Here is a 19320-nt window from a genome sequence, read left to right as displayed (position 1 = left end):
TCGGGTCAAGTTGGCCCGAAGTCAGGCAAACGCTTCGGGATCGTCCACATCATCATAGTTGAGAATGTCCTCGTTCTCGTCCATGGCGGTAATTTCCTCATCAGCGTCTACTTCGTAAACGGTATACGGCTCGTTGGGATGGAGCCTTTTCATACGGCGGTTGACAAGCCTAGCCGGGTCAAACACATTTCGCTTATTCGCTTCTGCCGTATGTCTGTACTTTGGATGCTTCACCAAATCATATTTGGGGGAAAGAAAGGGGCGCAAGCCGCGAAGCTGTAGAATACACTTATTGCCCGGCATCGTTGTCAGTTCGTCCATGGTCATTAGCTCTTTTCCCAGCCGTTGTATGTTTTGTCCATAGCTTTCCGACTGACCCCGTGTTCGGCTTTCCGTCTGCATGGAAATCGTTTCTTTCCCTAAAACCTCTGAAAGCTCCTTAATGGTGCTATGTTCGCGGCCCCCAAGAAAAATCACGCTGTCCATGTTTCCCATAATGGTTTCAGCGTGATCCTTATACAAAGCTTTTAATTGAGACTGGGCTTGTAAAAACAAGCATAGGGAAACTTCACGGGAGCGAATGACCGCCACAAGCTTTTCCAGTTGCGGAACCTGCCCGGTATTAGCGGCTTCGTCCCATAGCACCCGTACATGATGGGGCAGTCTACCGCCGTATTTGTTGTCGGCCCGCTCACATAAAAGATTAAACATCTGTGAAAAGGCAAGGGCAACGATAAAGTTGTAGGTCGTGTTCGTGTCACTAATGATGAAAAAAGTGGCGGTTTTTTTGTCACCCATGCGGTCAAGCTCCATTTCATCATAGCTCATCATTTCCCGAAGCTGCTCAATATCAAAAGGGGCTAATCTGGCTCCACAGGAAATGAGAATGCTTTTGGACGTTTTCCCGCTGGCAAGCTTATACTTCTTGTACTGCCGGACCGCGAAGTGCTGCGGACTTCGCTTCTCCAAGCCCATGAACATATAGTCCACGGCGTTCTTGAAGTCTTCGTCATCTTCGCGGGTTTCCATGCTATTCAGCATATCCACCAAGGTATTGAGATTTCGTTCTTCCTCCGGCCCTTCAAAGACGATATAGCCGATTAACGCGCAATACAACAACGTTTCCGCTTTCGTCCAGAATGGATCGCCTTTCTTGCCGTCGCCCTTGGTGTTTTCAATCAGGGCATGGACGAATTTTAGAATGTCATTTTCCGTCTTAATGTAAGCAAGCGGGTTATAGTGCATGGACTTTACGAAATCGACACTGTTGAAAACCTTGATTTTGTAACCCTGCTTTTGAAGAAAGGTGCCAACTTGCCCCAAGATGCCGCCTTTGGGGTCAACCACCACATAGGAAGAATGAGCCTGTAAAAGCTGTGGGGTTAGCCAAAACCGGGTCTTTCCGGAACCGGAAGAACCAATCACACAGCAGTTCAGGTTTCGGGCGTTGGCCGGGTTTGACGGGCGTGTGTTCATGGTTAGAAATTCGCTGCCCGTCAAAATCACGTTGTTGCTGAACTTGGAATCCATAAAAGGTTTGATATCCTTTGCCGTTCCCCAGCGGGCAGAGCCATATTCCAAGTCTCTTCGGAATTTCTTTGCTTTCTTCCCTTTATGCCACACCGTTACGCGAATAAGGATAGCCGCGGCAAGACCCATAAGCCAATCGGACATAACAAAGCCCGGCGCGAGAGATTCAAACGCCGGGCCGATTGTTTTTGTCATGTCAACGAGCTTTTCGCCAAACACGGAACCTGTTGCAAGGCGGTAGGCTGTTCCGAGCTTCAGACCCATCCACAGGATGAATAGGTAAGGGATATTCAAAATAAGCTGTTTTCGGATGTTATCTCTCATCTCGCACCGCCTCTCGTTTGCGTTCAGGCTGATGCGGTTTGGAACGTTCCTTTTCGGCAAAGGCTTGAAGCTGCTTGAGAATGGAAGGACGTTTGCTTTTGTCCTGGTTTAGCACTCGCTTGGTATATTCACCAAAACAAGCCGTAATCGCATCAGCCTGTCCCGATTTGAAGAATAGCAAATACTTGTTCGGTTCGGTTTTGTGGAAGGCATAATCCACATGATACTTCCGAGCTACGCGGTCAAACAGGCGGGTATTGCCGGACAAATCGAGACTGTTTGTGGCAACGCCGTGGTGCATCAGCTTTTTCACGCTTTGCCTACCTTGCGGAATCTGCTTCTTCTGAATCTCTTTTTGTATCTGCTGAAGGGCATTTTCTAAAACCCTTGCCAGTGTCCGACCTGTTAGTTTTGAGGTATTAACAGATAGGGCAATGGTGCGCTGTTCAACTTCCTCTTGCATGGCAATCCTCCTTTCCGCAAGCCAAACCCCTTATGGTACAGTGGAGGGCTTCGGGCCAACTTGACCCGAGGTTGGTTATCGCTCCACATGAGCAGAGCGGGTCCGTTCCATAGCAGGTGCTTCTTTATTCTTCTTCTCCTCATGATGATTTTCGATAGCTTGACGAATCGAAGGCTTTTTCTCCGCAGTCCGTTCCTCCAATCGGGTAACGGCTCCAATTGCTTGCTCCACCTGCTTTTTCAAGCTGCCAAAATGGGAAAGCTCCATACGAAAAGGAGCAGAAATAGTATTTGCCAGCCTACCGGGCTGTTTCACTTCCTCATTCGCTTCTCTTCCCATGGCGGCACGGCCCATATTTTTTAAATGCTTTCCGGCTTGGTGGTATTCGGTGCTGATGGCTTCAATTTTAACAATGGCTTTGTCCCCAAGCTGAATCCATTTGTCGAGATTATCTCTCATGGTTTCCAATGCAGGTTTGATTTTAAAGAAGCGCATGGCGTTGTCTAAAGCAGAAAAGCCCTTTTCTTTAAAATCGGCAACAGCCTGTTTGCACCCCTCAATGAACGTTTGTTTGAGCTTGGAAAACTGTTCGCGCAAGTCAAACACCTGACTCTGCATAGCATGACTGGTTTTCACTAAGACTGTTTTTACGGGATGATTCTGCTCTTGTGCCGCCTCTAATTTCTGTCGTACAGCGGCAAGCTCTTTAACCGCTGCGTCAAGCTGCCGTTCCATGGCATTCATCTGGTTCAAGACGCTGAGAAAATCGGCGGTTGATGGAAGACTGTTCTCACGCAATATCCCCAGCAACTCTTGTACTTGCTTGTTCTTCAAAATAGGTGCGCTTGTCGGTGCTTTACGTCTAGGCACTGTGATTTCTCCTTTCAATTTAAAATAGCCTATCGTTCTTCTTGGGTCGAAGAGGGGCGGTCTTTACCCGAACTTGGCTCAATCTCTAGTTTTCTTTGATAATGCTTGAGCGTGTCGCGAATAGAAGCTTTTTCAGATTTTGGATAGGCGAAAATGGGATTGTCATCGGGTAAATCTTCTATGCCGCTATACATTTCGCGAAAGCTGTCTTCTGTCCGCAACACATAGCCACTATCAACAAAGAGACCGTTTTCGTTGATACACACATCCCGGCCGTAGGCTTCGTAATCCATATAGCTCTGTAAATGCTCCGGTATTTCCATCGCGCCCAATTCTTCGATGTAATAGCGACCTAAATCTTCCTCACTTTTAATCCCATCAATGAATGCATAGCCATCCAAATTTCCTGTTAAATTAATGAGGTCCTTGACGCTGTTGAACTCGCCAAATTCCAGCGCAGCAGCAAACTTTTCGGCTTCCCATTCTGGCAAGTCTTCCAGTAGGGAAGCGAGGTAGTTCAGCTCATCTAGGCTCTCTGACTCTCCCAAATAGTCACGCAGAGCCGGAATAGCGGTTTTATAATCCTTAATGAAGATTTCCTCATAACGGATTCCATCGACACCGATACGCTTGAAAAGGTCTTGAACATCCTGAGTAGTAGCGGGAAGTTTTAAGTAATCCCCAATTAAGTGCCCTTCGTTATATCGCCCCAGATTGGTTACAAAGGCTTCAATCATGGTCTTTCACTCGGCCTTGTGTCTTCACAAACAAAATTCCTTCTAATGTCGTGGCTGTAATCTTCAAGCGTCCAGCAACGGCAATATCGTTTTTGACATCTTCGTCAATATCACTTCCGCACACGACAAGTACATGGGCGCGGCGCAGCAGGTCACGACTCATGTCAATGCCGCTTTTGTGTTCTTCCGGGATGGCATTTTTTAAAAATAGCGGAAGATACAAGACAGGACAGATGGGGGAAAAACCAGCATCGTAAACGGCACGGCAATACTGCACGGCCTGCTCGGTATCTGTATGATGATTGCCACTCCACGCGGCAGTAATATATGCTAAAGGTCGTTTCATGTGAAAAAGCACCTCCGTTTTAAAATACATACAACATCAACCTATCCCCCCGCCCTTTCCAATCTTGGAAAGGGAGCGGCTCAAAGGATGATTTTCCCTGCTATGCTACCTCTGAATTGGCGACGGGGATAATTAACTATCCTTAGAGCTTTGGGGTGTGGGGCAAAGCCCCGCAAAAAAAGAACTTCGAGTCACGTTGTACCGAAGTCCTTACTTTTCCTTTTCTGTTTTCTTTTCCGGCTTGGCAAGCTCCGGCTGCTTTTCCTTCCACTCGTTAAGCAGTTGGAGAATAGTATCTTTCATTTCACGAGGGGTTTTCTCCTTGCCGAAATACTGGCTTAGTTCTTGACTGGAAATAATCACTTTGTCAACCTCCTTTTTTTCTTCAAGCATGATGCCGTCAATTACATCAGGTTTTAATAGCTTCTTTTGGTCAAGGTCACGCATCCGCTGTGCTTGTGATAGAGAAGGGGACGATTGCTGCCCCTCAATGGCGATAGCAATATAGCTTTGATTTTTTGGTGTAATGAAGGCAAGCTCTACAGCGGGAGTGAAGGCAATTCTCTTTTCATCTACCATTTTCATCAGGTCGGGCACAAGCGCGTTCAGCTTGATATAGCGCTGTACTTGCTTCACCGTCATTTTATTGCGTTCGGCTACAACTTCATTGGAGCGTTGCCCATTACCATTTCGCGCACCTTGTCGTTTAATAGCTTCCAATTGCATGTTTAATGCTTTGGCCCGTTCACTAGGAAGAATATTTTCGCGTTGGTTGGTATTGTCCTCTACCATTTGCGTAATGGCTTGCTCGTCCGTCAAGTTGCGGATGATACAAGGGATGTCCGCGATGCCAGCTAATTCACTCGCTTTTTGGCGGCGGTGTCCCGAAACAATTTCGTAGCCGCCTCCTTCGCGCGGACGTACAATAGCCGGCTGGGTAACGCCCTTGTCCTTTACACTGGCGACCATAGCTGACATTTCCTCGTCATTACGGACTTGAAACGGATGATCCTTGAACGAATGAAGCTCCGAAAGCTTTAAATATACAATTTGCTCCTGTTTGTCCGGCCGCGGCGCTTTCTTTGCTTCTATAGAAGCAGAAGATACGGCTTGTTGTGTTTGCTCGGAAGAATTGGCTCCGTTAGATTGGCCGTCAATCCCAGCGGCTGGTTTTTGTTCAATTTTTTCCTTCGTGGTTACAGTCTTCGATGCCACCTTCGGTTTAGTAGGCTGGGAAGGCTGCTTATCCACTTTCTCGGTAGCCTTGTTCCGACTGGCTTTGGGCTTCGTTTGCTGTTTCACATCTGGAAGCGGCTTTTCCTTATCCTTCGGGGTACTCTCGGTTCTTGAGACTGCTTTATCCGCTACTATTTTCTTATCACGGGAACCGTTTTGTTCTACTTCCTTCACGGGTTCTTTCTTAGCAGCCATTTCTATGATTTTCTCAAAAGGTACGACGATATCTCCGGAAGTAGGGATATGTCCTTGACCGCTAGGAGAAAGCGGCTGGGATTTTAGCTCTTGCTGCTCTTTTGAAACGGGATCTTTCCTTGGAACGGATGTCTCTGTTTTCGTTTTCGGACTAGGGGATTTTTCGGTTGCTTGTGTCACCTTAACAGAAGCCCCTTGTTCCTTGGCAGGAATTTTATTCTTAGAGTTATCGTTTGCTGTCTCCAGCTTTTCCTGCTCCGTTTTTGACATTTGCTTTACCTCCTTTGACACGGGCCAAGTTGACCCGAAGTCTCACTATCCAGACACAAAAATACCGCCCTGCTTGTCCAATGGGGCGGTATTTTGTGTAATGTGATAGCTCGAATTTTATTTTATTGCCCGTGTACCGGGCTTTTTTGCGGTTTTCCTATTATGACAGTCCCCACAGGAGCTACAGGCGCTACCGGAGTGACAGGTGTAGCAGGAGCTACAGGTGCAACAGGCCCGGCGGGAGCAACAGGTGCAACAGGACCGCAAGGGCCTGTGGGCGACACCGGTCCTTCAGGTCCTCCATCAGTCTTATCAGGCACACAAGTCCAATATATTACACCAACCACGGTGAATCTGCTGGATGGCGCAGCCGTTCCGTTTAATACCTTAATCAGTTCACAGGGCAGTGCAGTTACGTTTAACAGCATGACCGGGGAAATCATCATCACAGAACCTGGAAACTATTTTGTCAGTTGGTGGGTTTCCATAGACGGCTCTACCTTATCTCCGGTTGCGACCCTCTCGTTCAATATTAATGGAACTCTTCATTCCAATTCTTCCTCCCCCTTCCTTACAGAGCAATTTACCGGCTCTGAATTTATACCTATTACTAGCGTACCGGCTGTACTTACCATAAACAACAGCACTGGAAATGTAATTTTTCTGCCTGCTCTTGCGGCAACGGCAAATTTGACTGTAATGTATTTGGACGTGTGACGTCCGTCAGGTAAATCACCGATATTCTAAAGTGACTTGTGAAGAAATTGCATAGCCTACCCCGGATCTTTATAATAAAGGCTAACCTTGGCATACAAAGAGAGGAGCCTGACATATGTATGAAAGTTTGCAAGAGAAGCTGAGGACGACAACAGTTATCAAATGCTTTCCTGGCCATGAAGCGCAGGAGAGCTGGATAACAGAAGTGGAAGAGGAGCTTGGCTTTCGTTTACCGCTCTCGTACCGCTGGTGGCTGCTTCATTACGGAAATGCCCGATTCGGTGATGGCAGCATTCTCACAGTTGCCCCTCCGGAGCATAGAGAGCTGTTTGACGGCGACCTCCTCTATATACATCGCTTGAATCTGGGTGAGGACTGGTGGGTAAGCCGTTTTCCCAATCGCCTGGATTTGTTTGTCCCGGATGGGGACGAGCTTTTCTTCTTCGATACGTCAACGCTCAGCGAGGATGGTGAATTTCCGGTGATGCTGTATGATCTCATGAATGATTATGTAGATGAATACGCTGCAACGTTTGCGGAATTTCTCGAGAAGTTGATTGATGAGCGAACTTAATTTTATTTTGGCGACCATAGCGACCCTGCTGATCCTACTTAAGGATGGCAAGGTCGCTTTTTATTCGTGACTATTGTAGCTATGGAATAGAGAAATAAAAAAAGAGCCGCTTTTGGCGACTCTAAATTTTAAAGAGAATTATATTCATTAACTTCAAATGTCAAAATCTTATCAAAGATTACGTAATCTTTCCTTGAACTAAAAGGCCCTTTGTTGTTGTCATGTTTATTTATTGCGTACGAAGTCGTTCCTATGTCGGTTTGTCTACTCTCATACCAAGATATGAAATTATTAACCTTACTCATGGAAAGGTCAAATTCTTTCTCAAGATCTATATTCATTGTGATTACAAGGATGGCACGATTTCCTTCTGGCTGAGGGTTAGGTTGAGGATTGGGCTCAGGTTCAGGCTGAGGTTCTGGGTTGGGTACTGTTGAGCCTCCAAAATATTTCTCAAAATCACTAAATTGTGTGGCGTTATCTGCACCTCCTGCAACGTATATAGCTCCATCCAAAGATATTGCTAAATACTTACTTAGCTAACTATTGATTAAATGGCAAGAGTATGTTATTATTTTCACAAATAAAACTAGGAGGCTATACTATGTTAACTACCTTTAAAGCAACTGCGAAGAAATTACCTGATGGATTACAGGTTGAGACTAATTCAAGAGGATTCAAAATTTTAATGGACGAGCCAGAGGATTTAGGAGGCACCAATGCGGGAATGAACCCGGTTGAAGCGCTTTTGTGTGCATTGGGGGCCTGTCAATCTATTGTGGCGAGTGCTTTTGCGGAAGCTAATGGTTTCACCTATGACGAATTCCATGTTGAGCTTGAAGGAGATTTGGATCCAGATGGCTTTATGGGACTAGCCGATGTAAGACCCGGTTTCCAGGAAATCCGTTTTTCCATGCATTTCAAAACCAATGAAAGTCAGGAAAAAGCGGAAGCCTTTGCAGAGTTTATTGAGAAAACATGTCCGGTGGGCGATTGTCTTGCCAATGGTGTGAAATTGGTTAAAGCAGGAGTATTCAGACACTGATAGATTCACTATAAGAAGTTCTGTTTATGTCTTATCAGCTAAATAAGGAGCATACTCATGGAAATTAAAATGTCGCTTATGCCCGGTGGGAAAAAAGGGAAAGCGGGAAAAATTAATGTTAAACTAGGCGAAAAGGTTGCTAAGGGCTATGTATTGGCAGAGATCGAAACGGGTAAAGGGAATCGTGAGATCACAGCAACCGAAGACGGTACGATCAGTAATATCTTTTTCGAAGAAGGCGGAGAGATTGCTTCGAGTCAAGTTTTATTTGAGTTGAAGACAATTCAAATGGAGGCGGTAGATCCATCGGAGCCTCATAAGTCATCGACTGAAGATCAACAAACTCGTGATATAAATACGGACTTGCTTATAATTGGAGCGGGGCCGGGAGGTTACGTGGCTGCCATTTATGCCGCAAAAAAAGGTCTACAGGTAACGTTGATTGAAAAAGAGGCATTGGGGGGAACCTGCTTGAATGTAGGCTGTATTCCTACAAAAGCATTGGTCAAGTCTTCTGAAGTCTGTCACAGTGTTAAGAATTCTTCCATGTTTGGTATAAAAACAGGAAATGAACTTCAAGTCGATATGAGGCAGATTGTTCGTCGTAAAGATGAAGTCAAAGAGAAATTGGTATCCGGCGTTGGTTTTTTAATGGATAAAAACAAAGTTCAGGTTGTCCGTGGCGATGCTTCTTTTCTTTCACCGAATGCTGTGCAAGTAACAGGTGATATTAACTACCATATTTCGGCGAAGAGCATTATAGTGGCAACAGGATCTAAAATTTCTAAAGTGAATATACCAGGAATTGATCTGCCATTTGTAATGAATAGTACAGAAGCACTTTCTTGTGAAGAACTGCCAAAGAGCATTACAATCATCGGTGGTGGGGTTATTGGAATGGAATTCGCCTTCATTTACCGCAACTTGGGAGTTGAAGTACATGTTGTCGAATTTATGGAGCGTCTGCTAGCAATGTTAGACAGTGACATCTCAGAAGAAATTAAGCGTTTAGCCGAACAGGCAGGGATTCATGTTCATACGAACTCCAAGGTGTCCAAAATTCAACGTGCTAGCGAAGGCCAGGCAATTGTCACCTATGAGAACACTAAGGGCGAGCATCTTCTTGTTAGTGAAAAAGTATTGGTCGCTATTGGACGCGAGCCAAACCTCGACGGGCTAGACGTTGAAAAAGCGAGGATTCAATTAAATGATAAAGGTAAAGGCATTGCTGTTGATGAAAAAATGCGGACGAACTTAAACCATGTGTATGCGATTGGGGATGTCACAAATATCATTCAACTTGCACATGTTGCTTCACATCAAGGCATTACGGCTGTAGATACCATGCTTGGTGAGGACAGTAGTATGCATTACTCAGCGGTGCCAAATGTGATCTTTACCTCACCTGAGATTGCTAGCGTTGGCTTACTGGAGGATGAATGTAAGCGGCGGGAAATGGATTATAGTGTGAGTAAAGTATCTTTTGAAAGCAATGGGAAGGCTCTTACGATGAATGAATCGGAAGGATTTATCAAGCTGGTCAAAGATAATTACTCTGGAAAGATCGTTGGAGGGTCCATTGTCGGTCCGGATGCTTCTTCCCTAATTAGTAGCCTTACTCTTGCGGTTGCTAACGGGCTTACCGAACAACAAATTACTCAGACGATCTTTGCCCATCCGACTACAGGAGAGGTGATCCATGAGGCTGCGTTTGGATTAGGAATTGGAGCGTTGCATCAAGCATGATCCATCATTTCTGATAAAAATAAAGTTGGTTAAGACGGAACAACATAATTTTGTTATAATAATTTCGAAAAGAGGAGATTCGTTTAAGATAAAAAAAAGTTGATTGGTTGGTGTAATCCTTGTTCTATTTAGATGACTGTATTGCCTTTATTACAAACCGTAGCGCAAAAGTGTTTGCAGAAGAATTGGAGAAAGATTTTCGTCCGTATAATATGACGCGAAGTCAATGGATTGCGATGTATTATATCCATACAAGCGAATCCATTACCCAGCGTGAATTGGCGGATAAAATGGCCATAAAAGAACCCAGTGTTGTCAGGTTAATTCAAAAACTGGAATCGGAAGGCTTCTTAAATCGGTCAGGGATCCATACCGATAAACGAGTCAAACAGTTGGAGCTGTCTGAAAGAGGGGTACAGGTCTATCTGGATTTGCTGCCAATAGCTGAAAAGTTTAAAGATGAGACGATAGCCAATATTTCCAAAGATGATCTTCAAACGTTTAAAAAAGTGTTGAGTATTATGGTTATGAATGCATCAAAAGATAGAAACTAAATATGTTCAACTAAAGAACTCTGCATAAATAGCGAGAAAAGAACCTCCTACATATGGAAGTTCTTTTCTTATTTAAACCTATTGGCGTAGATTACTGGAAGTGTCGCTGCCACTCATTTATGCCTTCTTCCATTCGATAAGCGGTAAAGCCTCCGGCTTGCAATTTTTGGGCGGCTAATGCTGAATAGACACACAACGGTCCCCTGCAGTAAGCTACGATTTCTGCGTTTTGCGGAAATTCTTGAATTAATTGCTCGAGGTCTTCAATAGGGACTGATATTGCTCCGTCAATATGACCAGTGTCATATTCTTCTTTGGGACGTAAATCTAACAAAATGATGGATTCGTTATTTAATTTTTCCTTAACTTCATCCATGGAAAGGGTCTGAATGTCATCTAGGTTTTCCAAGAAATCTCGCTTGATTGTTCCAATATCAGGGAGTTGCTTTTCGCTGATACGCCATAAGGAAGATAGAAAATCTACAATGGCCGGGTCTGCTAATGAATAGATGACGTAGGTGCCCTTTTTGGTGAATTTAACCAATTTTGCTTCAAGTAAAATTCGAAGATGCCGTGATACATTCGCGATGCTCATATCTGTGAAAGCAGCAAGCTTCTCCACACTTTTAGAACCTTGAGATAATAAGTTTAAAATTTCCAGTCTTTTGTCGCTGGATAAACTCTTTCCAATTCTGGATAATTGCTTATATAGATCATCTTTGAAATTCTTCGCCTCATTACAGATATTCTCCATAACTTGCTAAACCTCTATTCTTTCGTTAATTATAGTTAAACAAAACTATCCAAAAACTCATATAATCTAATCATCTAATACTGCCATCATATGAGCTATTTTTTAATCGATTTATCTATTAGTCCTTCAAATATTGTTCATATTCATTAGACGCATGGACCTGACTGGACAAGTCGTACCACGCTTTAAAATTCTTGTCCCCGTTCCGACGATTTTGCCAAAATTTCCTTCCAATTCATTTGAAAACTCCTTTTATCTCTTAAATGGTCGGTCAATTGGATAATTGAATTCTAACATGATTTATTCAATTATTAAATGGAAGGATTAAATTTGCAAACAACAAATTAAATAGTGTTTTGACGGAACAGCAAATGTTTGTTATAATTCAATTAGTTGATTGATTATTTGAATTTTGATGAAATCAATCAATACATATAAAATGGAGGAACATCTGCTATGGAAAAAGCTTATCTGCAAATTACATTGAAAATCAATGCTTCAGACCGTGAGGCTGCTACAAAGGTGTATACTACATTCAAGGAGCCCTTCCTTACGGCAATTAGTGGGGCTGTATCCAAAGAATTGCTAGTTCGTGACGAAGATGTTCAAGTCCTTCACGGTTTTAGCAGTGAAGCAAATGCGAAGGCCTATCTGGAAAGCAAACTTTTCAATCAGGATGTTGTAGTTGGACTGAAGCCATTGCTTCAAGTTGATCCGGAAATTCGAATTTACAGTGTATACTAAATCAAATAATTAAGTTTAATTTTGGCCAGTGAAGAACCGGGAGAAGACAGTCCTCATCGGTTCTTTTTTCGTATTTTGGATTTTCTATCAAAGTGCAGGAGGGGAAGAGCATGAAAATGATGAGAGCCATGCAGATTCCAGCTAAAGGAGAAAAAATGAAATTGGTCGAACTTCCATTGCCTCAGCCTGGGTCAGGGCAAGTACTTCTTCGAGTGGAAGCATGTGGGGTTTGCAATGGAGATTCGAGTACAATTAACGGGTTCGCCCCTGAATATCCGCGGATTCCGGGACATGAGGTCATTGGTATAGTGGAGGAGCTTGGATTAAGCACAACAAAGTGGGAACTCGGACAGCGTGTAGGTATTGGATGGCATGGAGGCGATAAGCATGTGACGGGCCTGACGATTGATGGTGGATACGCGGAATATATGGTTGCTTATGAGGATAGTCTGACGAAGATTCCTGATGAGATAACCTCTGAGGAAGCAGCTCCATTAATGTGTGCGGGGGAGACAACCTTTAGTGCCCTTCGAAACAGCAAAGCCCGTCCAGGGGATCTTGTAGCTGTCTTAGGTATCGGCGGGCTCGGGCATCTTGCGATACAGTATGCAAAGAAGGCTGGATTCCAGACGGCTGCAATTTCACGAAGCGCTGGAAAAGAAAAGCTGGCGCGAGAACTTGGGGCGCATTATTATATTGATTCCGAAAAGGAAAATCCGGCCTCTGTACTCAAATCTCTAGGTGGGGCCAAGGTTATTCTGGCGACTGCACCAAATGTCAATTTGATTTCTTCCATGCTTCAAGGGCTGGGTACGGATGGTGAACTCATTATTGCAGCGGGTTCGGCTGAACCCATAGGATTGTCCGCTAGGGATTTACTGAAAGGCCCGCATATTATTCGTGGAACATTTACTGGACATGCTAAAGAAATTGAACGAGCAATTCGTTTTAGTGTACTGACCGATGTACGTCCAAAGATTGAAATTTTCCCGTTAGAACATGCCAATGAAGCCTACGAAAAAATGATGTCGTCTAAAACTCGCTTTCGTGCTGTGTTGCGAAATTAGAGAGTAAATAACCGAAATCATCTTGACGAAGTAACAGTCTCATATTATAATTCAATTAATCAATTGAATATAAAAACAAAAGGGTTTAGGGAGGCATTTATAATGAGTGCAACAGCATTGACAAAAGAAACGTTTCAGAGTTCCATCCAGTCCGGTGTTAGTTTAGTTGATTTTTGGGCGCCTTGGTGTGGGCCTTGTAAAATTCAGTTACCTATTGTACATGAACTAGCGGATGAATTAGGAGAACAGGCAACGATTGCTACCGTTAATGTGGATGAAAATTCAGAATTGGCATCTCAATTCGGTGTACGCAGTATCCCAACTCTACTCCTATTTAAAGATGGACAGTTGGTGGATCAAATGATCGGTATAAATCAAAAGCCTATACTTCAAGCAAAAATTTCGAACCTCCTTGTAAAATAATTATAAGGAAAGATGAGCAGGAATAATCGACTTGTCTTAGGGGATATGAGGGGAGTCAATCCGTGTGGTTGGCTCTCCTTTTATATGCAGAGGGCTAAGCTCTTACCAATTTGAAAATAAGGGTGGGGATATTATGAATACAGTACCTTCAAAGCCATCCATTAAAGACCGACTATATCAGCAATATGCCCGTATTGGAAAGGGGTTGTCCAGCGATAAGCGACTTGAAATCCTGGATTTACTTTCGAATGGTCCAAAATCTGTTGAGAAATTGGCTTACGAAACCGAGATGAGTGTAGCCAACGTATCGAGACATTTGCAAATATTGCGGGATTCGCGGCTTGTAAAATGCAGAAAAAGCGGCACCTATGCCATCTATAGTCTGGAAGATCCAGTGGTGGCTAAATTTTTACTGGCTTTATGGGATCTCTGTGAGAATCGGTTATCCGACATTCCCCGAATCAAAGAAGACTTATTACAACAGTATGAAGGGGTTCATACGATTTCAAAAAAAGACTTATTGCAGAGAATGGCTGAAAACTCGATTATTGTATTGGATCTTCGTCCTAAAGACGAATACGAAGCAGGACATATTGAGGGAGCGATATCTGTTCCGCTAGAAGAGCTTGATGCGTATTTGCAAAATCTGCCACAGCGTATTGAACTTGCAGCTTATTGCCGGGGTCCCTATTGTGTGAATACCGCAGAGGCGGTTGAACACATACAGACGAGGGGATTTACCGCTTTTCGAATAGATGAAGGAGTACAGGAATGGAGTGTAACATGAATAAAAAAGATCCTGTTGTCATTATCGGTGCAGGCTTAAGTGGTCTTCGAGCAGCTTCACTACTTACCGCTCGAGGGATTCCGTGCCGAGTTCTAGAAGCAAAAGAGCGTACTGGAGGGAGAGTCTTAAGTCAGGAAATAACAGGAAAGTCCGAGCTTGGAAAATTTGACCTTGGCCCCACATGGTTCTGGCCTCAATATGAACCCGCAATTACGGAACTCGTGAATGAACTCGGTCTAGAAACGTTTACGCAATATAATCAGGGGCTCTTCGTTTCAGAACGATCACGACATGAGCCGCCCCAGCGCTATATGTTACCAGAAGGAGCTATGGAAAGCTCAGCCAGATTTGTAGGCGGCGTTCAGACACTCATAGATGCCATAGAAGCAACTTTACCTAAAGGAACCATAGAGCTTAATACAAAAGTGACCTCAATTCATACGGAAATGGACGAATCTCTTCTTATAAAAGTTCAAGGAAAAAAGGAAACCCTTCGAGCAGATGCCATTATTATAGCTCTACCACCACGAATTGTGGCCCGACATATCACCTTCGATCCGAAATTGTCGTCTGAGCTCATGATGAGCTTAATGAGTAAGCCGACATGGATGGCGGCGCAGGCAAAAGTCGTAGCCATCTATGAACGTCCATTTTGGCGTGAACAAGGCCTCTCCGGATTTGCAACTAGTTGGGTAGGTCCTTTACAGGAAATTCACGATGCATCTCCGATTACTGGCTCGGGCGCGCTCTTCGGCTTCTTTGGAACATCTGCAAAGCAGCGTATGGAAATGGGAGAGGAAGGGGTCTTGAAACTGGTTCGGGAGCAATTGATCCGACTTTTTGGACCACTTGCAGAAAATAACACAGCCTTACTGTATAAAGACTGGTCGAGTGACCCGGAAACGGCCGTTGATGAAGATGCCGAGCCCATTCAGAACTATCCAAGTTATGGACTACCAACGGGGTTGCAAAGCGAGTACGGAAAAATCTTTTTTGCAGGTACGGAAACCTCTCATATACAAGGTGGGCATCTTGAAGGTGCTCTTCAATCAACTGAACGAGCTGTGTATGAACTCATAAAACGCTTTAAGTCTAAGCATTGACTAGAGAAAAGTCTTTCATTATAATTCAATCAATTGATTGAATATAATAATTGTAAGAGGGGGATGGGAACGATGTATAAATCGGTTATTGTAGGCACAGGTCCCGCCGGACTAACCGCAGCTATCTATTTGGCTCGAGCTAACATGAACCCACTTGTTATTGAGGGACCAGAGCCAGGCGGACAATTAACGACAACGACTGAAATTGAGAATTATCCCGGCTTCTCCAAAGGGGTTTTAGGCCCGGAATTAATGGAGTTGATGCGAAAACAAGCTGAACGCTTTGGGGCAAGATTTTGTGCCGGTTGGGTTAATAAAGTGGACCTCTCCGTTCGACCTTTTAAACTTCAATTAGAAGGAAATAGTGGAATTGAAGCTGAATCGCTTATTATTTCTACAGGTGCCAGTGCCAAATATCTCGGAATACCTAATGAAAAACTAAATATTGGCCGAGGTGTCAGCACCTGTGCTACATGTGATGGTTTCTTTTTTAGAGATAAGGAATTAATCGTGGTGGGCGGGGGAGACACCGCTTTAGAAGAAGCTAATTTTCTAACGCGATTTGCATCTAAAGTGATTGTCGTTCATCGGCGTAATGAGTTAAGGGCCTCCCAAATTATGCAAGATCGGGCGCGGGCAAATCTAAAAATTGAGTGGGCACTGAACAAAACACCGACGGAAGTGATGGCTGGAGAGCGTGGGGTAATCGGTTTGAGGGTCCAGAACAACGAGACAGGTGTAGAAGAGTCCATTCATGCTGACGGAATATTTGTCGCTATCGGGCATAAGCCGAATACCGATTTTCTTGATGGGCAGCTCACTACAGATACCAATGGTTATATTGTAACGACTCCAGGTACAACGGAGACTAGCATCCCCGGGGTTTTTGCTTGCGGAGACGTTCAGGACCATCGGTATCGCCAAGCAATTACTGCAGCGGGTAGTGGAGCCATGGCAGCCTTAGATAGTGAAAAGTTTATAGAATCCCTTGACTGAGTTCGGAATTGAATATTAATACACGTATTTCCCCTTTCCGGAGGTGGTAATTTGAAGGAAATCCTAGAACTGACATCACTGAACGAAGTCGAGATATTTATAAATAAAAATAAACTGAGTTTTATTTATATATGGACGCCGGAGTGCACGGTGTGTCACGCTATTCTGCCGAAGCTACGGGAATTGCTTGTTCACTATCCCCATATCCAACTGGGTCTCATAAATGCTAATCAAGTTAAAACGGTAGCTGCTAGATTTTTGACTTTTAGTGTACCTGCCTTACTGTTGTTCTTTGTTCAAAAGGAATATGTAAGAGCGGATCAGTTTGTTCGGTTTGAGCAGTTAAAGGAGCAAATTGAGCAGGTTTACTGTTTTGCATCTTTATAATGAGTCGAAATCATTATAGGACACTACTTAAATTAAAATTGAGGAGTGAATAGTAACATGACTACGCGAACTATCCATATGAATACAGTTTGGTATCAAGATGTAAAAGGCAGCGGGTATATTCAAAGTGAAAAATTAGAAACTCAAATTGCCATACCCGTTTCAAAAGGTGGAAGTGGGAAAGGAGCAGATCCGCAAGAGATACTTATATCTTCAGCCGCTGCATGTTATACCATGACATTGACGTACATGTTTGATTTTAATAAAGTTCCGATTGCTGATTTTTCCATGGATACGGAAGGCCTCCTTACAGAGGGGGGACAACTTAGCATTGTTCACTATCCGCATATTGTTTTATCTTCTGAGGCTGCGCAAGAAGAAATGGCCAGGGTTCAAAAAATGATGGTGGAAGCCGAAGAACAATGTCATGTTGGGCAACTTTTAATTAAAGCGGGTGTTTCAATAGATATTATGGGGAAAGTATCCAAGTGATTTTAGGAAAATAATTTAATGAAGCCATAAAAGGGAATGCCCTGCTAGCGGTATTCCCTTTTATATTAGACAAAGCTGAACTGGCTTTGATGCTCTGATATAACCTGCTATAAGGATAAGGAGGGATTTAATGAAGGGGAAAAACATTCTAATTGTTGAGGATGATCCAAAACTACGTCAGTTGCTTAAAATATATCTCGAAAATGAAGGTTATGAAATTATGCTTGCGGCGGATGGGAAAGAGGGCATGGAGCTCTTTGAAAAGCTAGATCCCTGTTTTGTAATTATGGATTTAATGCTTCCTTATAGAAGCGGGGAAGAACTATGTAAATGGATCCGCTCTGATATGAAAAGCGATATCCCAATCATGATGCTAACAGCTAAGGTGGCTGAAGAGGAACGGATACAGGGCTTGTTAATGGGAGCAGATGATTACGTCATTAAACCATTCAGTCCAAGAGAAGTGGTGGCTAGGGTCGAAACAGTCTTACGCAGAACAGAGAATCGTTGCAGCAAGATTAGTTACAAGGGTCTGACAATCAAACCACTTCGTGGAGAAGTCAAGTTTAACGGAGAACCGATTATGTTAACGATGCACGAATTTAAGTTGCTATATTTTCTAATGAGACATCCCAATCAAATTGTAACAAGAGAACAAATACTTCGGGAGTTGTATCCGAATGAAGAACGTGCTGTTATTGACCGTACAGTTGATGTCCATATCAGTAAGCTTCGGGAAAAAATCGAAACTTTAGAAGGAGCCGCCCGTTTTATTGAAACAATCAGAGGAATGGGGTATCGATTTGAAGCATATTAAACGGTGGGTGTTGTGGCAAGAGCGATTGACGACAAAACTAGTTTTATTAAATGTCTTGGTCATCACCATTGTCATCTGGTTAGCTGGTGTATCGCTCAAGGATCTCGCTTGTCTGGTTGTAGGTAGATATGAATTAGTTGGGGAAGTGAGTAGCGGTTTCTTTAATGCAACTATGGAGGTTTATTTATGGAGAGCAAGTATTTTAGCTTTGCTATCTGCAGTCATCATACACTATGTCATTATTCGTAACATGCTATTTCCCTTAAAGCAGCTTACTAAATCCACGAGACTTATGATAGAAGGACAATATCCGGAACTTGTCCCGGTATACAACGATGAAATCGGCCAATTAACTCGAGATTTTAATGAACTAGCGAAAACGTTACAACGGACGGAGGAAAATCGAAAGCGCCTTCTTGGTGATATTGCTCATGAATTGCGGACTCCTCTGAGTAACTTGAATGGCTACTTGGAGGCCCTGTCCAGTGAGATCTTGGAGGGAAGTCCGCAATTGTATCAATCCTTACTTGAAGAATCTAAATACCTTACCAGTCTTGTCGAACAAATTCATGAATTGACAGTTTGGGAAGCCAAAAAATATAGTGGTCGGGTTTTGCAAAAAGTCAACATCCATGAATTATTGCTCCAGTCACTCCAGTCCTTTCAATTAGAAAGCAAAAAAAGAAGTATTTCTTTTCAGGTCTCCATAGAAGATGAAATGATCCTCGGTGAGGAGGACGGAATCAAGCAGGTTCTAAACAACTTGTTGCAAAATGCGTTCATGTATAGCACAGGGAAGGAGATTGGTATTGAGGGAAGACGTGAGCGGTCTGGTTATCGGCTTACCGTTTCCAATCAAGGGGGGGCAATTCCCGAAGAAGCACGCAACCTGATTTTCGAACGCTTTTATCGTGTTGACCAGTCAAGGCATCGGGAAAAAGGTCGAACTGGCACGGGGCTTGGACTTGCGATTGTGAAAGAAGTTATGAATAGCTTTGGTGGACAAACTGGACTCGATTCAAATGAGGATTTACATCGTTTTTGGGTTCTATTTCCGTTGGCAAAGTAAAAAGGAGTTCATCGTTAAAATCACTTAATCATTTCTTTAAATTGAAGCATTATAGTCTTAGCCAGGGGGTGGCG

23 protein-coding genes are annotated in these 19320 nt (G+C 43.6%); 15 read left to right on the top strand and 8 right to left on the bottom strand.

Features of this window, described 5'->3' with window-relative positions; all coding sequences use genetic code 11:
* Window positions 1-21 precede the first annotated feature (21 nt).
* From AC1VOR_RS02545 to AC1VOR_RS02520, 6 genes are all read right to left on the bottom strand, one after another.
* The gene (locus tag AC1VOR_RS02545) at window positions 22-1854 is read right to left on the bottom strand and encodes a VirD4-like conjugal transfer protein, CD1115 family (RefSeq protein ID WP_482615679.1); all 1833 of its coding nucleotides are present in this window, start codon (window positions 1852-1854) and stop codon (window positions 22-24) included.
* The gene (locus tag AC1VOR_RS02540; RefSeq protein ID WP_482615677.1) at window positions 1844-2317 is read right to left on the bottom strand and encodes a PcfB family protein; all 474 of its coding nucleotides are present in this window, start codon (window positions 2315-2317) and stop codon (window positions 1844-1846) included. The genes AC1VOR_RS02545 and AC1VOR_RS02540 overlap by 11 nt, the downstream gene beginning before the upstream one ends.
* Before the next feature lie 75 nt (window positions 2318-2392).
* Window positions 2393-3187 (bottom strand): DUF6674 family protein, encoded by a 795-nt coding sequence (locus AC1VOR_RS02535; protein ID WP_482615676.1) that lies wholly within the window; start codon window positions 3185-3187, stop codon window positions 2393-2395.
* Between the two features lie 29 nt (window positions 3188-3216).
* A complete protein-coding gene (locus AC1VOR_RS02530) occupies window positions 3217-3924 on the bottom strand; it encodes an antirestriction protein ArdA (RefSeq protein ID WP_482615674.1) in 708 nt (235 codons plus the stop codon).
* Complete coding sequence (locus AC1VOR_RS02525; protein WP_482615673.1) at window positions 3917-4270, bottom strand: DUF7768 domain-containing protein; 354 nt, start codon at window positions 4268-4270, stop codon at window positions 3917-3919. Before AC1VOR_RS02525 ends, AC1VOR_RS02530 begins: the two co-directional genes overlap by 8 nt.
* Window positions 4271-4480: 210 nt before the next feature.
* A complete protein-coding gene (locus AC1VOR_RS02520; protein WP_482615671.1) occupies window positions 4481-5971 on the bottom strand; it encodes a ParB/RepB/Spo0J family partition protein in 1491 nt (496 codons plus the stop codon).
* A 162-nt stretch (window positions 5972-6133) separates the two neighbouring features.
* On the opposite strand from AC1VOR_RS02520, the gene AC1VOR_RS02515 reads away from it, so the two are divergent.
* Together AC1VOR_RS02515 and AC1VOR_RS02510 are read left to right on the top strand one after the other, a co-directional pair.
* The gene (locus tag AC1VOR_RS02515) at window positions 6134-6688 is read left to right on the top strand and encodes a collagen-like triple helix repeat-containing protein (protein ID WP_482615669.1); all 555 of its coding nucleotides are present in this window, start codon (window positions 6134-6136) and stop codon (window positions 6686-6688) included.
* Window positions 6689-6803: 115 nt separating this feature from the next.
* Window positions 6804-7262, top strand: coding sequence for an SMI1/KNR4 family protein (locus AC1VOR_RS02510; protein ID WP_482615668.1), 459 nt, complete (start codon window positions 6804-6806; stop codon window positions 7260-7262).
* Window positions 7263-7390: 128 nt separating this feature from the next.
* Here AC1VOR_RS02510 and AC1VOR_RS02505 read toward each other — a convergent pair whose 3' ends face one another.
* Window positions 7391-7777, bottom strand: coding sequence for a hypothetical protein (locus AC1VOR_RS02505; protein ID WP_482615666.1), 387 nt, complete (start codon window positions 7775-7777; stop codon window positions 7391-7393).
* 89 nt (window positions 7778-7866) lie between these two features.
* Here AC1VOR_RS02505 and AC1VOR_RS02500 point away from each other — a divergent pair, with 89 nt between their 5' ends.
* From AC1VOR_RS02500 to AC1VOR_RS02490, 3 genes are all read left to right on the top strand, one after another.
* Window positions 7867-8307 carry an OsmC family protein gene (locus AC1VOR_RS02500; protein WP_482615665.1) on the top strand — a complete coding sequence of 147 codons (441 nt, stop codon included), beginning with the start codon at window positions 7867-7869 and terminating at the stop codon, window positions 8305-8307.
* A gap of 57 nt (window positions 8308-8364) precedes the next feature.
* Entirely contained in the window at window positions 8365-10053 is a 1689-nt protein-coding gene (lpdA, locus tag AC1VOR_RS02495; RefSeq protein ID WP_482615663.1) for a dihydrolipoyl dehydrogenase, read from the top strand.
* Window positions 10054-10172: 119 nt separating this feature from the next.
* Window positions 10173-10607: a MarR family winged helix-turn-helix transcriptional regulator gene (locus AC1VOR_RS02490; RefSeq protein WP_482615661.1), complete on the top strand. Its 435-nt coding sequence runs from the start codon at window positions 10173-10175 to the stop codon at window positions 10605-10607.
* A gap of 91 nt (window positions 10608-10698) precedes the next feature.
* Here the strand turns inward: AC1VOR_RS02490 and AC1VOR_RS02485 are convergent, their stop codons facing one another.
* A complete protein-coding gene (locus AC1VOR_RS02485; RefSeq protein WP_482615659.1) occupies window positions 10699-11361 on the bottom strand; it encodes an ArsR/SmtB family transcription factor in 663 nt (220 codons plus the stop codon).
* A gap of 456 nt (window positions 11362-11817) precedes the next feature.
* Here AC1VOR_RS02485 and AC1VOR_RS02480 point away from each other — a divergent pair, with 456 nt between their 5' ends.
* From AC1VOR_RS02480 to AC1VOR_RS02435, 10 genes are all read left to right on the top strand, one after another.
* Window positions 11818-12105: a hypothetical protein gene (locus tag AC1VOR_RS02480; RefSeq protein ID WP_482615658.1), complete on the top strand. Its 288-nt coding sequence runs from the start codon at window positions 11818-11820 to the stop codon at window positions 12103-12105.
* A gap of 110 nt (window positions 12106-12215) precedes the next feature.
* Window positions 12216-13172 carry an alcohol dehydrogenase catalytic domain-containing protein gene (locus AC1VOR_RS02475; protein ID WP_482615656.1) on the top strand — a complete coding sequence of 319 codons (957 nt, stop codon included), beginning with the start codon at window positions 12216-12218 and terminating at the stop codon, window positions 13170-13172.
* 102 nt (window positions 13173-13274) lie between these two features.
* Complete coding sequence (trxA, locus tag AC1VOR_RS02470; protein ID WP_482615654.1) at window positions 13275-13595, top strand: thioredoxin; 321 nt, start codon at window positions 13275-13277, stop codon at window positions 13593-13595.
* A gap of 133 nt (window positions 13596-13728) precedes the next feature.
* Window positions 13729-14382 (top strand): ArsR/SmtB family transcription factor, encoded by a 654-nt coding sequence (locus AC1VOR_RS02465; RefSeq protein ID WP_482615652.1) that lies wholly within the window; start codon window positions 13729-13731, stop codon window positions 14380-14382.
* Window positions 14379-15485 carry a flavin monoamine oxidase family protein gene (locus AC1VOR_RS02460; protein ID WP_482615651.1) on the top strand — a complete coding sequence of 369 codons (1107 nt, stop codon included), beginning with the start codon at window positions 14379-14381 and terminating at the stop codon, window positions 15483-15485. The genes AC1VOR_RS02465 and AC1VOR_RS02460 overlap by 4 nt, the downstream gene beginning before the upstream one ends.
* A gap of 72 nt (window positions 15486-15557) precedes the next feature.
* A complete protein-coding gene (gene trxB / locus AC1VOR_RS02455) occupies window positions 15558-16481 on the top strand; it encodes a thioredoxin-disulfide reductase (protein WP_482615650.1) in 924 nt (307 codons plus the stop codon).
* Window positions 16482-16532: 51 nt separating this feature from the next.
* The gene (locus tag AC1VOR_RS02450; RefSeq protein WP_482615649.1) at window positions 16533-16868 is read left to right on the top strand and encodes a thioredoxin family protein; all 336 of its coding nucleotides are present in this window, start codon (window positions 16533-16535) and stop codon (window positions 16866-16868) included.
* 57 nt (window positions 16869-16925) lie between these two features.
* Window positions 16926-17360, top strand: coding sequence for an OsmC family protein (locus AC1VOR_RS02445; RefSeq protein ID WP_482615647.1), 435 nt, complete (start codon window positions 16926-16928; stop codon window positions 17358-17360).
* Between the two features lie 130 nt (window positions 17361-17490).
* The gene (locus AC1VOR_RS02440) at window positions 17491-18177 is read left to right on the top strand and encodes a response regulator transcription factor (protein WP_482615646.1); all 687 of its coding nucleotides are present in this window, start codon (window positions 17491-17493) and stop codon (window positions 18175-18177) included.
* Window positions 18134-19246 carry a sensor histidine kinase gene (locus tag AC1VOR_RS02435; protein ID WP_482615645.1) on the top strand — a complete coding sequence of 371 codons (1113 nt, stop codon included), beginning with the start codon at window positions 18134-18136 and terminating at the stop codon, window positions 19244-19246. The genes AC1VOR_RS02440 and AC1VOR_RS02435 overlap by 44 nt, the downstream gene beginning before the upstream one ends.
* Window positions 19247-19320: the final 74 nt, after the last annotated feature.

The organism is Paenibacillus sp. 1SOY10 (assembly GCF_056836745.1).
This window is presented reverse-complemented; position numbering and strand designations above follow the sequence as displayed.